Annotated in this window: 14 protein-coding genes; 6 read left to right on the top strand and 8 right to left on the bottom strand. The window is 30.2% G+C overall.

Translation table 11 applies throughout. The features are described from left to right. Positions 1-22 precede the first annotated feature (22 nt). Positions 23-1,531 carry a reverse transcriptase domain-containing protein gene (locus tag NAB20_RS14485; RefSeq protein ID WP_105195893.1) on the bottom strand — a complete coding sequence of 503 codons (1,509 nt, stop codon included), beginning with the start codon at positions 1,529-1,531 and terminating at the stop codon, positions 23-25. A 459-nt stretch (positions 1,532-1,990) separates the two neighbouring features. Here NAB20_RS14485 and NAB20_RS14480 point away from each other — a divergent pair, with 459 nt between their 5' ends. Beyond that, positions 1,991-2,776, top strand: a complete 786-nt coding sequence (locus tag NAB20_RS14480) for a hypothetical protein (RefSeq protein ID WP_105195895.1) — start codon at positions 1,991-1,993, stop codon at positions 2,774-2,776. A 110-nt stretch (positions 2,777-2,886) separates the two neighbouring features. Here NAB20_RS14480 and NAB20_RS14475 read toward each other — a convergent pair whose 3' ends face one another. After that, the gene (locus NAB20_RS14475; RefSeq protein ID WP_105195896.1) at positions 2,887-3,990 is read right to left on the bottom strand and encodes an AAA family ATPase; all 1,104 of its coding nucleotides are present in this window, start codon (positions 3,988-3,990) and stop codon (positions 2,887-2,889) included. Beyond that, on the bottom strand, positions 3,971-4,681 hold the full coding sequence (locus NAB20_RS14470) for an RNA ligase family protein (RefSeq protein ID WP_105195924.1): 711 nt from the start codon (positions 4,679-4,681) through the stop codon (positions 3,971-3,973). The genes NAB20_RS14475 and NAB20_RS14470 overlap by 20 nt, the downstream gene beginning before the upstream one ends. Positions 4,682-5,138: 457 nt before the next feature. Between NAB20_RS14470 and NAB20_RS14465 the strand changes: the two genes are divergently transcribed. The 3 genes from NAB20_RS14465 to NAB20_RS14455 are packed head-to-tail and all read left to right on the top strand — an operon-like array spanning position 5,139 to position 7,188. Further along, a complete protein-coding gene (locus NAB20_RS14465; protein ID WP_375605287.1) occupies positions 5,139-5,720 on the top strand; it encodes a pseudouridine synthase in 582 nt (193 codons plus the stop codon). Between the two features lie 22 nt (positions 5,721-5,742). Beyond that, positions 5,743-6,225 (top strand): tol-pal system YbgF family protein, encoded by a 483-nt coding sequence (locus NAB20_RS14460; RefSeq protein ID WP_127822746.1) that lies wholly within the window; start codon positions 5,743-5,745, stop codon positions 6,223-6,225. Between the two features lie 39 nt (positions 6,226-6,264). Next, positions 6,265-7,188: an acyltransferase family protein gene (locus NAB20_RS14455; RefSeq protein ID WP_375605286.1), complete on the top strand. Its 924-nt coding sequence runs from the start codon at positions 6,265-6,267 to the stop codon at positions 7,186-7,188. Here the strand turns inward: NAB20_RS14455 and NAB20_RS14450 are convergent. The 5 genes from NAB20_RS14450 to NAB20_RS14430 form a co-directional block, all read right to left on the bottom strand. Then, positions 7,185-7,952 carry a dienelactone hydrolase family protein gene (locus NAB20_RS14450; RefSeq protein WP_375605285.1) on the bottom strand — a complete coding sequence of 256 codons (768 nt, stop codon included), beginning with the start codon at positions 7,950-7,952 and terminating at the stop codon, positions 7,185-7,187. The two genes, NAB20_RS14455 and NAB20_RS14450, sit on opposite strands and share 4 nt — an antisense overlap. A gap of 63 nt (positions 7,953-8,015) precedes the next feature. Continuing rightward, positions 8,016-8,798: an ABC transporter ATP-binding protein gene (locus NAB20_RS14445; protein WP_105195900.1), complete on the bottom strand. Its 783-nt coding sequence runs from the start codon at positions 8,796-8,798 to the stop codon at positions 8,016-8,018. After that, entirely contained in the window at positions 8,798-9,808 is a 1,011-nt protein-coding gene (locus NAB20_RS14440; protein ID WP_088391583.1) for an iron ABC transporter permease, read from the bottom strand. Before NAB20_RS14440 ends, NAB20_RS14445 begins: the two co-directional genes overlap by 1 nt. A 5-nt stretch (positions 9,809-9,813) precedes the next feature. Beyond that, complete coding sequence (locus NAB20_RS14435; RefSeq protein ID WP_127822747.1) at positions 9,814-10,953, bottom strand: ABC transporter substrate-binding protein; 1,140 nt, start codon at positions 10,951-10,953, stop codon at positions 9,814-9,816. Positions 10,954-11,159: 206 nt separating this feature from the next. Further along, entirely contained in the window at positions 11,160-11,669 is a 510-nt protein-coding gene (locus NAB20_RS14430; RefSeq protein ID WP_105195902.1) for a mechanosensitive ion channel domain-containing protein, read from the bottom strand. Positions 11,670-11,787: 118 nt separating this feature from the next. Between NAB20_RS14430 and NAB20_RS14425 the strand changes: the two genes are divergently transcribed. Both NAB20_RS14425 and NAB20_RS14420 read left to right on the top strand, forming a co-directional pair. After that, positions 11,788-12,294 (top strand): bifunctional adenosylcobinamide kinase/adenosylcobinamide-phosphate guanylyltransferase, encoded by a 507-nt coding sequence (locus tag NAB20_RS14425; protein ID WP_088391577.1) that lies wholly within the window; start codon positions 11,788-11,790, stop codon positions 12,292-12,294. 25 nt (positions 12,295-12,319) lie between these two features. Further along, positions 12,320-12,964, top strand: a complete 645-nt coding sequence (locus tag NAB20_RS14420; protein ID WP_088391575.1) for a diphthine--ammonia ligase — start codon at positions 12,320-12,322, stop codon at positions 12,962-12,964. The last annotated feature ends 1 nt before the right edge of the window (position 12,965 follow it).

The following is a 12,965-nucleotide window of genomic DNA, read 5'->3' as shown; positions in this document are numbered from 1 at the left end:
GCTTGTATTTTTGTTTGTAAATTTATGATTCATTTTTAACATTTGAAAAATTATATTTTTTCAACGTTTTTTGCATAATCCTCCAATGATTTCGTATTTGTTTTTTTATTTCTGGAGCGTCCATTTCATTTGAAGCATTATAAATGTATTTAATATAATTACCTCTAAATTTACGATTAAAAGTTTTAACAATGAGTCTTCCATTTTTAAACTCGCTTTTTTTTGAAGGTAAAGTTCTTGTTTTTACTCCTTTATAGCTATAAAGTCTATGAATCTTTCTTTTGAAAATTGGAGATTCATCTAAAAGTTTTTTCTCATTGAGTTTTTCAATTCTCTTTGATTTTCTTTTTATAGCTTGTTTCATTTGTCTATAAAAACTTGCTAAGTTTTTAGATTTGACTAATGTTTTATAACCATAAAATTCGAAACCTAAATAGTTAAGAGGCATATCTTTTATTAATTTATCACCCTTTATTTGAAATGATTGTAATTTCTCATTATCTTTTTTGAACAAAGTTTTTTCTGTTTTTTCTTCCGAAATAATTAAGTCTATTTCCTTTATCTTATTTAACACAAAGTTTTCAATTGTTTCAACCTCACTTTCTTTACAGATTACAATAATATCATCAGAATATCGTCTGTAATAGACATTTTTTTTAACTGTAAGTTCATTTACAATTGCTTCGTCAAAAGGAAGCATATAAATATTAGCTAAAAGGGCACTAATTGGCAATCCTTGTGGAATCCCAATGATTTTACCTTTTTTATGTTTCTGATTTTTATGAATAATTATATCAGAATCAATTAGTTCTTTGATATTATTAAAAAAAGTATGTTTTCCTTCTTTTCTTAGTTGTGCTAACTTTTTTTCGTCGAAATGTTTATTCTTGATTTTTAAATCATTTAGTTTAATATATGTGAATTTTGTAGCAGCTTTAAAAACATTGTAATGATCTTTTGGTAATGCTTTACAACCTAAAATTTTAGCCCAAATTAATTTTAATTTTTTATGATTTAGTGTAGGAAAGAAGTTTTCTACATCAAAAGCTAAAACAACACAATTTTCTCTTTTGTTGATTTCATCAAAAATGTCTTTTGCAAAATGTACATTGTTTTTGAATTTTGACTCATCTTCTGTCAAGATTTGTCTATATGCAGAAATAGAATTAGAAAGTTGAACGTTGTTTTTTAAATATTCTTCATATTTTGGACTTATAATTTTTTGAGTATAATAGGAGTAAATATGTGCGTCTATGTGTGTTGCGTAGAGAATTTCTCTAACTTTTGTATTGGAAATAATATTTCCATTTTTATCTAGTTTTTTATGAGAACGTCTTTCAATTCCATTAAAATCACTTAGTTTATAACGTCTTTGATTGATTTCTTTGAAAATTAGAGGTGAAAATGAGTGTTTAGCAATTTTTTCTGAATTAGAAATATATCTCTCAATATCCTTTTTGATCGATAACGGAGTCTTGTTTGTAAAGTGAGGGTATCCTCTGTCTTTAAACCAATCTTTAGTTTTGTTCATAGTTTGTTTAAAAGTAGTAAAGAAGTTCTCGCACGGATTTTAAAAAATAAAACGTAACATTTCAATGAAACTGAACCATTAGCCGAGTTCTCGACTCCCGTTGTCATTTTACGTCAATGAATAATCCATTAGAAATTATGATTACATTAAATCCTTTAGAATTACTTGCGACTGTAACAATTCAAGTACTTTGCAGACTAATATATAAGAAAGCAAAGTGGCACGAAATTTGTACAGACCTGATTGATTTAATACTGAACCCAATATTGGGAGAGGTATTCAATCAATCAATTACACTTCTCTTAATCTACATATTTATTAACCCTCAGAAGAGGTTTGATTAAGTGGTTTCAAAAGAAACACAATAGTTCAACAAATGTTTTATTTCAATAACTAAAGAACTTCCTTACTTTACTTTTGTAAAAATAGTTATTTTTACTTTTGTAAAAAATCAAATAAATGAAAGCTAATAAAAAAGAAATTGTTAATAAAAAAGATGAGGATTTTGAAATAGGAGATATAGTTGCAATTAAATCGCATCCTTTATTTAGAGATCATAATAAAATAATTGAGTTTCCCGCTCAAACATCACCCTTAATGTTGGTGAAGGAAATTTTTTATGAAGATGAGCATAAGAAAAAAACACATAGTGAAGAGTCTGGGAATAAAATAGCTAGTTTAGAAAAATGTACTTGTGTTTATTTTAATGCCAATAAAAGTGAGTTTGTTGAAGTTACTATTTATAGTGATTTGTTAAAGAAATATAATGATTTAAAATATTACAGGAAGGTCAAAGAAAATAATGAAAATATTGATTTAACTTTAATTGATGAAGTTAAGAGTTATGTTTTAGCAGATTATAATTATGGTGAAGTAGTTCAATTTAAAACAAAAAAATTAGAACATCGAAAATCATATCAAGACAATAATGAGAAAATTTCAAATATTTCATTTCAAACTCCTGATTTTGTTTTGTCTGGAATAAAAGAAGAAAATAATAAAGATTTATTCTATTCAAATGGTAATATCAAGAGAAAAGTTTCAAATGTTTTATTTAAGGTAATGTGGTTTAATCATTATCAGCAAAAATTTAGCGAGCAATATTTACCGAAAGAGTTTTTTGTTGAGAAATTTTTTGGATTTAGAAATGAAGATTTTCTAAATAATGTTGCAAGGACAGGGGCAGAAATAGGAGATGAAATGCAAAAGGAATTAAAAGACGAAAATCTATTATCAAAAAATTAACTTACTAAGCATAAATAAGTAGTTTTAGTTCTTAAAAATAACTCAAAAAAACACCCCTTCAATTACTAAAAGGGGTGCTTCAGTTAAAAAAGTTACTTATAAATAGAAGGTTACCCCTCATAATAATACACTTCGTGTCCTTCATAAACACTTGGCGGTTGCCATTTACTTAACATTTTAAATAAAACCTGTTCAGGTACTTTTGCCTCTCGGTTATGATTTTGATGTAGCCATTTTTTATACGGTTTCTCAATATAATGCAGGATTACTTTAGCTTTATAATCTATAAACAACTCAATAAGTTGCATACGCATTAATTGCGACGTATTGGTTGCATTCCAAACAAAATCCTGCCCCGATGCTAAATATGCCTTTGCCATTTTTTTTGCTTCTTGGACAATTCGGCCGTTGCCCGCCGTGTCTGTGGGGGCTATTTTATGCTTAATGCGTAAGGCATCTAACGAAATGACTGGCAAATCGAATTGGTTTTTAATAAAATAGTCTTTCCCCATTCCAGGCAAAGCAGACATCACATGTACGGTACATTTATAAGCATCAAAAGGTTGGTAGTCTGGATACATTTCGGTGGTGTTAAAATAATGAAACCTACCTTCGCTACTTATAAAACCCCGAGGTTTGCCCCAGCAATCTTGTTCTTCGCACATCATTTTAAAAAGTGAGATACGGTCGAGCATTTCTTGTTGGTCGTTGCAAATTCTACCTAAGATATCGGCTTTGGCTAAAATATAAAGCCATTGGGTATTGGTTTCCAAAGCTACTTTTAGCAATTCCTTTTCGGGATTTTGTTTCTCCATCAGCCAAATAGGAAATCCGTGGTAACGAACTAGTCCTACCAATTGTTCTCTTTCAAAAAGCGACAAACCACCTTTTTCAAATACAATTTGTCTAAAGGTAAAAGCCCCTTTTTTAGCATGACCTGGCGATTGAATTCGACCGTTTTCAGTAATCGTTGTGCTTCGCTTTTCTATATCGTGGGCAAGGGCAGCAGCTAAAAGAAAGGCTTGTTCCTGTGAGTCAAGTGCCTTAAATTCGGCTAAATTTTGCATTTCTTGCAGTACCATTTGGGTATGAATAGCTACATCACCTTCGGCGTGATGAATGGCATCCTGAGGTACGTTTTTCATATCGGCTACCCAAGAAAATTCGTTTTCAAGGGCAGACCAGTCGCTGTAATTATTTGTTAATGTCCACATTTTTTTCCCAATTTAATTGCGCTCTTTTCCAGTTTCTTGTCCAATGTTCATCGGTTTTTACATGATTTTTTCTTACGTATTTAAAAACGTTTTTGTAAAAATCATCTACTAAATAACCTTTTGTGTTTCGTGCTACAATACCTTCCATGGTACACGGTTCTTGGGTATGTACGTCATACGAATCAAAAACACTTGGGCGCGCAATAATTTCTAATACTTTTTCTTTTAGTGTTAATTCTATTTCTTCCTTTGGTATAAATAGATCTAAAACGGGTACGGTTTTTAAATCTAATAACGAAGCATAAAAAACGACTTCTTCCCACGATAACCAATGGTCTTTATACCGAGCCGCAAAGACATAAAAATGACTTTCAATATTTTGATAGGTAATAGAATGGGTGGCGTATAAATTTTCGCCAAAAATTTCTAAATCCTTCAATTCATTTTTAATTAAATGCCAATACTCTTTTAGGTAATTAGCCCAAGGATGTGTGGTAGGAGCTGCGTGTGATCGTGCAAAAACACCATACTGATTTAAACAGGTGTTTTCACCATCTAATTTTTCTGTAATTAACAACTCGGGTATTTGTTGTATATAATCCCAATATTCGTGACTTATACGGTCGTCGCTGGTGGTGCCAGGAGAAAAGGGAAAATGATACGTTCTGTTATATTTTTTTGATAAACTCATACGTGTAATTTTTATATTAAGAATAGCCATAACGGGTTTCCTCAAGGTATTTGAGGTCTAGTCAATGGGTTATATAAAAAGTATTACACGGTAAATGGTATTAAAAAGATTAAAAATTATGTCGTAATCGTGGTGCAAAGATAGTTTTTATTTTGAAATGAAAAGTAGGTTTTAATTATGTAATGGAATTTAAGAAGATAATTTCTAAAAACTATAGCGAGAGGCTTTTATCTCCAAACATTTTGCTCAAACCATTGGCAGGAGCTTTTTGTTTTGAAAATTTGATAAAAAAGAATGATTTTGGAAGTTTTTTTATTGATTGTTTAAAAAGTTGGTTGAGGTAAAAAGGGAATACCTTGAAGGATAGAGGTAAGTAATAGAAAAACAATCGATGTAATCATTGATGCTCTTAATTTTAGTCTGAAAATTATTTGTGTTAAAAACCTTCAAACTTTTAATGTATTTTTGTCTTATGAGTAAACACCGTCATTTTATATTGCACAAACCGCATGGTTATTTAAGCCAATTTATTTACGAGAAAAAACGAAATAAGAAAAAGTTAGGCGAATTATTTGATTTCCCAGAAGGTACAATGGCAATAGGTAGGTTAGATGAAGATTCAGAAGGGGTTTTATTGCTCACCACAGATGGAATGATGAGCGAAATGGTGCGAAGTAAAACGGTTGAAAAAGAATACTATGCACAAGTAGATGGTGTTGTAACGCCTGATGCTATTGAAAAACTGAAAAATGGAGTAGAAATAGGTGTTAAAGGGGTTCGTTATAGCACAAAGCCTTGTGATGCCAGAATCATAGATGTGTTGCCTGAGTATATAGGTGAAGGTAGGCGTATACGTGACGAACGCCACGGACCTACCAGTTGGCTCTCTATTACGCTCACCGAAGGAAAATTTAGACAAGTACGTAAAATGACCGCAGCTGTTGGATTTCCTACATTAAGATTGGTTCGTGTACGTGTAGGAAGTATTGGGTTAGATGGATTGAAAGCTGGGGAGGTAGTGGAAGTAGAGAAATTTTGAATAAATAAAATATTGAAATAATATGTCATCAAATTTGCCAATTATTAGACAGGTAAACTGGTTGTCATTAATACCGCAAGCTCTATTGATGTTTAGTTTTCTGTATATCTATGAAAAGATAGAAATATCTGATCCTATTTTATATGCGATTCTAACGTATTTAGTAATTGCATTTGTATTACGTTTTGGTATTGCTAAAAATCATAGAAACGGAATAACTTTTGTAAAGAAAAAAGATTTTCAAAAAGCAATTCCAGAATTTAAAAAAAACTATGATTTTTTTTTAAAAAATAAATGGCTAGATGATTATAGGGTTTTATTTCTTTTAAGCTCTTCAAAAATATCTTACAGGGAAAAGACACTTTGTAATATCGCATTTTGTTATAGTCAAATTCAAAAAGGAGTCGAATCTATTGAATACTATGAAAAAGCTATTAGGGAATTTCCGAAAAGTGAATTGGCAAAAGCTGGACTTAATATGTTGAAATCCGTAAATATAGATTAAGTAATGCGCAACAATAACCTCGACATCCTTAAAATACTAATGGCATTTCTTGTTATTGCCTTGCATATTTTTCCTGTTTCTAGAATAGGAGGTATCCAAGGTTTGATTTCTTATGAAATAGCCAGTGGTATTACCAGAATTGCCGTTCCCACATTTTTTTTAATCTCAGGTTATTTTTTGCGAAACAAACTAAATGATACAGCTTATTTATGGAAATATATTAAGCGAATACTGTTATTGTACGTGGTTTGGCAAATTATTTATCTGCCAGATTTATATCGCTTTTATAATTTGGGTTGGTTTTCTAATAGGAATATGATTTTAAAATTGATTTATGGCTATTGGCATTTGTGGTATTTATTAGCTACAGCTATTGCTGTAGGTCTGTTGTATTTAAGTCGTAATTATTCGCTAAACGTTAAGTTTCTTTTGCTAGTACTGCTTTTAGGGATTGGTTATGGATATCAAATAGGAATGCAATCAGGAAACATACACAATTTAGAAGTTCAGTTTTTATATGAAAGTATAGGAACTACTCGTAATTTTTTGTTTTTTGGTTTTCCAATGATGCTTTTGGGAACTTTATATGATCAATGGAGAGGAGTTATTTCAAAATTTAAAAAGTATTATTCTTTATTTTGGCTTGTATTGCTAATAGAGGCAGGTGTATATTATAAACTGCAAGTAAAAGCTATGGATTTTTTATTGGTTTTACCTTTATTGAGTATGTTGACTTTTAGTATCGTAAAAGAAAAAGCATCCTTTTCAGATGCTTCAATTAATAGTACATTTTCCTTAGGGATTTACTTAACCCATCCTTATGCAATGCGACTAGTATATGAAATGTTTCCTCAAAAAACCTTCGGTTTTATAGTCGTGAAATATTTTTTGGTTTCTTTTACGGCGATATTGTTTTGGTGGATTTTGGATAAAATTAACAAAAAAATACCGTATTTTTTCTAATTAAGGATTTCAGTAAAGAATTGTTTCATAGCCTCCCAAGATCTCTTTGCGGCTTTTTCATTATAGGCTACGCCTTTACTTTTGTCGTTACCAGCATCTTTGTGCGTAAAAGCATGCACTGCATCTGCATAATAAATCATTTGCCAGTCCGCTTTAGCTTTGTTCATTTCATCATGAAACGCTTTGATTTCCGCTTCTGGAACAAAAAAATCATCTGCACCATGTAATACTAAGACTTTTGGAACTATAGGTTCGATATATCTATCAGGATTTCGTCCTAAGCCCCCATGAAATGAAACCACTCCTTTTACTTTTAAGTTTGTTCTTGCAGCTTCAATAGCGCCAGTACCACCAAAACAATAGCCTATTACTGCTATTTTGTCTGGATTAGCACCTGCTTGTATAAGTTGGTCTAAGGCTAATTGAATGCGTTTGTGATAGTCTTGATAATTGTTTTTATAGTATCCAGCTTGTTGTCCAGCTTCTTTTGTGTTTTGAGGTCTTTTGTCTACACCATAAATGTCTGCAACAAAAGTAATATAGCCCATTTTGGCTAGTTCCATTGCATTTTCTTTGGCATTGTTATCAATGCCCATCCATGCAGGAAGTAATAATACACCTGCTTTATTTTTCACTTCTTTTTTGGGTTGTGCTAATAGGCCTTCAAGTTTTTGATCGCCATCAGCATAAGCAACTGGTTTTAATTGAGCATTTATGAATAAAGAATTTATAATTAAAAATATAGAATAAACGATGCTTTTCATAATTCAAATTTTGAAGAATAAATATAGTCTTTTGGAAACAGAAATATGTGAATAAAATCTTAATTATTTAAATAAGAATTTTCCCTTTTCATTATCAAAAGTAATATCATGATCTTTGAATAAGAGATTAAAAATTCCTTTTTCAATTAGTAAACAAGGTTCATTCTGTATAATAAAATCGGGAGTCATAACCACCATTTCGTCACTTATTTGAATAGCTAAATCAAGATCGTGAGTAGAAAATAAAATACACTTTTGGGTTTCATGGGCTAATTTCTTTAATAATTTAAAAACAGAAACTTTATGATGTAAGTCTAAATGTGTTGTAGGTTCGTCTAAAATAATTAAAGAGGTATCCTGAGCTAATGCTCTTGCTATTAATGCTTTTTGTAATTGACCATCACTTATCTCATAATGTTTTTTGTGTTGAATAGATGTGATTTCGGTCAATATTAGAGCTTCTTTTATTTTGGTATGATCTTCTTCAGTAAGTGTTCCTAGCCAATTGGTATAAGGTTGACGACCTAGAGCAACTAATTCATAAATAGTTAAGTTACTAGGAGGTAATTTTTCAGTAAGAACGACACTCAAATTTTTAGCTAATTCAAGATCTGTATATCGATGGATATTTAAATTATTTAAAATAACTTCTCCATAAAGAGGTTTTTGAATAGAAGTGAGTGTTTTTAAAAGAGTAGATTTACCTACTCCATTAGCCCCTATAAGTGTAATTAGTTTTCCTTTTTGAAAATTTAAATTCAAATTTTGAGCAATACAATTTTGGATATTTTTGATTGTATAACCAATACTAAGCTGTTTTGTTTGTATAATAATTGAATTTTCCATTAGTTAAAAGTACGTTTTTTTACCAAAAGCCATACGACTATTGGAGCACCTATTATAGAGGTAATAGCATTGATAGGAATGGCTACTTCAAAGTTATGTGAAAGAATATCACAAAGTAGCATAATACAAATTCCTGTTAAAATAGTAGTTGTAAACAAACTAAGATGTTGATTGTCTTGAAAAATAATTTTTGAAATATGTGGAATAGCAAAGCCGATAAAAGCTATAGGACCGATAAAAGCCGTAAGAACACCTGTTAGTATGCTTGTTATTAAAATAGTTTTATATACTGTTTTTTTATAAGGGATACCCAAACTTTTAGCGTAATTTTCTCCTAACAAAAGAGCATCTAAATTTTTAAGAAGTTTTATTGTGTAAAGTAAAGTAAAACCACAAATGATAAGGATGAAATAAAGATTATGCCAACTAACATTTCCCAGACTTCCCATAGACCAAATAGTAAATTTTTGTAATTGTTCAGCTGATGAGAAATAACTTAAGATATTGATGATAGAACTTGTGAAATGACTAAACATTAATCCAATGACAAGAATAGACATTGTATTTTTAATTTTTTGGGCGGTTAAAATTACGGCTATCAAAACAATTAAGGATCCTATAATAGAGGCAATGGCAATTCCGTAGGTTGAGATAAAAAAAGGAATAAGAAAAGAAGGGAGGTAACTACTTCCCATGATAACGAAGGCTACCATCAGACTCGAACCAGAACTTAATCCTAAAATATAAGGGCCAGCCAATGGATTTTTAAAAAGAGTTTGCATAAGTAATCCGCATATAGGTAACGCTGCACCTACTGTTATAGCTACCAAAGCTTTTGGAAGTCTAAAATTAAAAATAATGTACTGCCAAGTAAGTTTTGAAGCATTATTTCCAATTAAAACTTGAAACGTATCACGTATAGGGATTTGAACGACACCTAGGCATATATCTAATACAAAAAGAATTATACCTAGGAGAATAAAACCAGAAAGTAGCTTCTTATTTTTCAAAACTTTTATTGTATAGGAGTTACGAAGGTAAAATGATAATCAGGTAATAATTCAGGATGTATTATTTTAATATAATCTTTTAAAACCTTGTCAGGTTGGCTAGGTGAAAGCTCAAAGAAAATTGTACCTCCCGTTTTCCCTTTTTTACCTTCAAAAGTGAAAACTTTTTTATTTTGATAAGCATTAAATTGAGCATAATGAGTATTTATTTTTTTTAACTTTATCCAATCCGTAACATCTTCTGTAGTAATCCATATTGAAGCATTTTGCCCTTTTTCAAATACTTCTTCAAAACTAAGAGGTTTGCTTCCTGTACCTTCTAGATTTTTCCATAGATAGGAGCCTCCAGCATCTTGTATATAAGCACTTGTCCAACTATTACCTTTGGGAACATACCATTGATCTTGATATATTTTACCATAAAGAACAGTTGGGTTTTGTTGGGTAGTTTTTGTGATTTCTAATGTTTTTAAATAATTCTTTTTAACTAGTTCAAAATAGTTTTTAGCCTCTTTTTCTTTTCCAACTAAAGCACCAAAAAATTTAATCCACTCTGCTTTTCCCAGAGGTGTTTGCTCCATCCAATCGGCTTGAATTAGAACAGGAATTCCTGTTTTTTTGATAATATCTAAACTAGGATTGTTTCCAGTTACTTCAAAAGTAACGAAAGCATTTGGTGATAAATCAATTAATTGTTCTACATTAATTTTTTCATTCTCACCTAAATTTTTGATTTTTCCTAATTCAATTAATTGCCGCGTTTTATGAGAAGAAATATAATCAGTATGTGGAAATCCTATTAACTTGCTTTCTGCACCCAAGATTTCTAAAAAAGGAATATTAGTAGTTGAGGTAACCACAAGACTTTTAATAGGAACGTTGATTTGAGTGTATTGTTTTAAACTATCAGGGATGTTTTTGTTGTTTTTTTTGAGAATATAAGTAAATGATTTTTGGGCATCAGGCCATGGAGTAGTAACTCTCAGGATAGAATAATCTTTATATTCATATAAGCAAAAAGCCTTGGCATCTGTTATACTATTATTTGTTTGATTCTTAATAGCAGGTTGATGATTGTTTTTTTTGCATTGTATGGTCATCAAAAAAATAAAAACAAATATTGTGTATTGGAAGAATTTTATCATAAGATTATATTTTAAATACGAGTCATTATATTATCTTAATGGCTAAGAAAAATTTTGTTTAATACTAATTTATTTAGGACTATTTGAATGCTATGTTAGCATAAGTAAAGGTTTGTTTGTAATAACGTTCATCAATAATTTTTTAAGGTTCTTTTCTTAGATAAAAAGCAAAGAAACAAACTTGTTTTTAATATTTAATAACTTTTTTAAATAGATGGAATTTGTTTTTCGGTTATAGAAACGGATTTTTGCAAAAATAAAGAATTGGGTATTGTGATAGTTTGCTCATCTTTAGTCTTTAGATAGACAAAAAAATAAGTAAGTTCAATTATTTCGCCCTCTAAAGGAAAGTCTTTATCAAGTATTTTGATAGTGTCCCCCAATTTAAGAGGATGATTAAAAAAAAGTATTAAACTAGATGTGATATTCGATAACAAAGACCACTGAGCAAAAAAAGCAACTCCTAAAGCAGTTAATATACTACTAGCAAATACTGCAATTTTATTTTGTTCTAAACCCCAAATACCAGAAATTAAAACAATAAATACAATAGTTATTAAAAGATGTAATATTTTGATAGATATTTTTCTCCTCGTTCTCTCAATATATGTTTTTTTTAATGTATTATTAATGAAGTTTTTAGTGAAGAAAAAAAGAAAAAAATATATTACTAACGATGCCACCGTTTCTAAAATTTGAATCTGATAAGTATCCATAACTATAATATCTTAATAAACTTATTTCATAAATAGAATTAAGTTCGTTACAATGTTTTTTTACGATTTAACAAGCAAAGATAAAGTTTTAAATATCTTTACAACCAAAAAAGATAGTATGTTGTATCTTATAACAGGGGGGGAACGTTCAGGTAAAAGCGCGTATGCCCAAAATTTAGCTCTCGAATTAACCTCTAACCCCGTTTATATGGCTACCGCTCGTAAATGGGATGGAGATTTTCAAAAAAGAATTGATCGACATCAAAAAGATCGTGATCATCGTTGGACCAATATTGAAGAAGAAAAAAATATAAGTAATTTTGATTTCTCAGGAAGAGTTACCATGATTGATTGTGTAACTTTATGGTTGACTAATTTTTTTGTAGATACTCAAAATAATGTTGAAAGATCATTAGAATTAGCAAAATTAGAAATTGAAAAAATACTACTTCAACAAAATAGCCAAATTATCATTATTACAAACGAAATTGGTATGGGAGTTCATGCACATACCGAAATAGGAAGAAAATTTACTGAATTACAAGGTTGGATGAATCAATATTTAGCTCAAAAAGCAGATAAGGTAATTTTGATGATCTCAGGAATACCTGTAAATATTAAGTAAATAATGCGTTATAAAAAACAAAAGGATGAAATCAATTCTTTCCTGGAGTGGAGGTAAAGACAGTTGTTTAGCAACCATAAAAGCGCTAGAATTAGGATACAAGCCTATCGTGCTTTTAAACATGATGAATGAAAATGGGAAGGTTTCTCGTTCGCATGGACTCACACAAAATATTTTAAAACAGCATGCCAATGCACTAAAAATTCCCTTAGTAGGCATACCAACTACTTGGGCAGATTATGAAAAAAAATATATAGAAACACTTTGTCAATTAAAAAAAGATTATGGTGTAGAAAGTGTTGTTTTTGGAGATATTGATTTAGAGCCCCATCGTGAATGGGAACAAAAAGTCTGTCAACAAGCAAAACTCGAAGCGATCTTACCCCTTTGGCAAAAAGATCGTTTAGAATTAGTAAAAGAAATTATAGAAGAAAATATTGTATGTATGATTGTTTCCTGTAATACGACTATGGGAGTAGAATTTTTAGGGAAAATTTTAACAAAGGAAACAGTTCAACAATTAATAGATTTAAATATTGATCCATGTGGTGAAAATGGAGAATTTCATACCGTCGTAATCAATTGTCCGCTGTTTGATACCCCCATTATATTGCCTAAATATAAAAAAGAAATTTACCAAAACTATTGTTTTTTAGTTTGGGAAGAATAAT

This window comes from Flavobacterium davisii (assembly GCF_042182265.1).
Taxonomy (GTDB): domain Bacteria; phylum Bacteroidota; class Bacteroidia; order Flavobacteriales; family Flavobacteriaceae; genus Flavobacterium; species Flavobacterium davisii.
The sequence above is the reverse complement of the archived record's forward strand: the minus strand, read 5'-3'. Positions and strand labels throughout refer to the sequence as shown.

Excerpts from the sequence above, each read along its gene's own strand:
- NAB20_RS14480 (WP_105195895.1), top strand. The coding sequence starts at position 1,991 with ATGAAAGCTAATAAAAAAGAAATTGTTAATAAAAAAGATGAGGATTTT.
- NAB20_RS14435 (WP_127822747.1), bottom strand. The coding sequence starts at position 10,953 with ATGATAAAATTCTTCCAATACACAATATTTGTTTTTATTTTTTTGATG.
- NAB20_RS14470 (WP_105195924.1), bottom strand. The coding sequence starts at position 4,681 with ATGAGTTTATCAAAAAAATATAACAGAACGTATCATTTTCCCTTTTCT.
- NAB20_RS14465 (WP_375605287.1), top strand. The coding sequence starts at position 5,139 with ATGTATTTTTGTCTTATGAGTAAACACCGTCATTTTATATTGCACAAA.
- NAB20_RS14430 (WP_105195902.1), bottom strand. The coding sequence starts at position 11,669 with ATGGATACTTATCAGATTCAAATTTTAGAAACGGTGGCATCGTTAGTA.
- NAB20_RS14420 (WP_088391575.1), top strand. The coding sequence starts at position 12,320 with ATGAAATCAATTCTTTCCTGGAGTGGAGGTAAAGACAGTTGTTTAGCA.
- NAB20_RS14445 (WP_105195900.1), bottom strand. The coding sequence starts at position 8,798 with ATGGAAAATTCAATTATTATACAAACAAAACAGCTTAGTATTGGTTAT.
- NAB20_RS14425 (WP_088391577.1), top strand. The coding sequence starts at position 11,788 with ATGTTGTATCTTATAACAGGGGGGGAACGTTCAGGTAAAAGCGCGTAT.
- NAB20_RS14460 (WP_127822746.1), top strand. The coding sequence starts at position 5,743 with ATGTCATCAAATTTGCCAATTATTAGACAGGTAAACTGGTTGTCATTA.
- NAB20_RS14485 (WP_105195893.1), bottom strand. The coding sequence starts at position 1,531 with ATGAACAAAACTAAAGATTGGTTTAAAGACAGAGGATACCCTCACTTT.
- NAB20_RS14450 (WP_375605285.1), bottom strand. The coding sequence starts at position 7,952 with ATGAAAAGCATCGTTTATTCTATATTTTTAATTATAAATTCTTTATTC.
- NAB20_RS14475 (WP_105195896.1), bottom strand. The coding sequence starts at position 3,990 with ATGTGGACATTAACAAATAATTACAGCGACTGGTCTGCCCTTGAAAAC.
- NAB20_RS14455 (WP_375605286.1), top strand. The coding sequence starts at position 6,265 with ATGGCATTTCTTGTTATTGCCTTGCATATTTTTCCTGTTTCTAGAATA.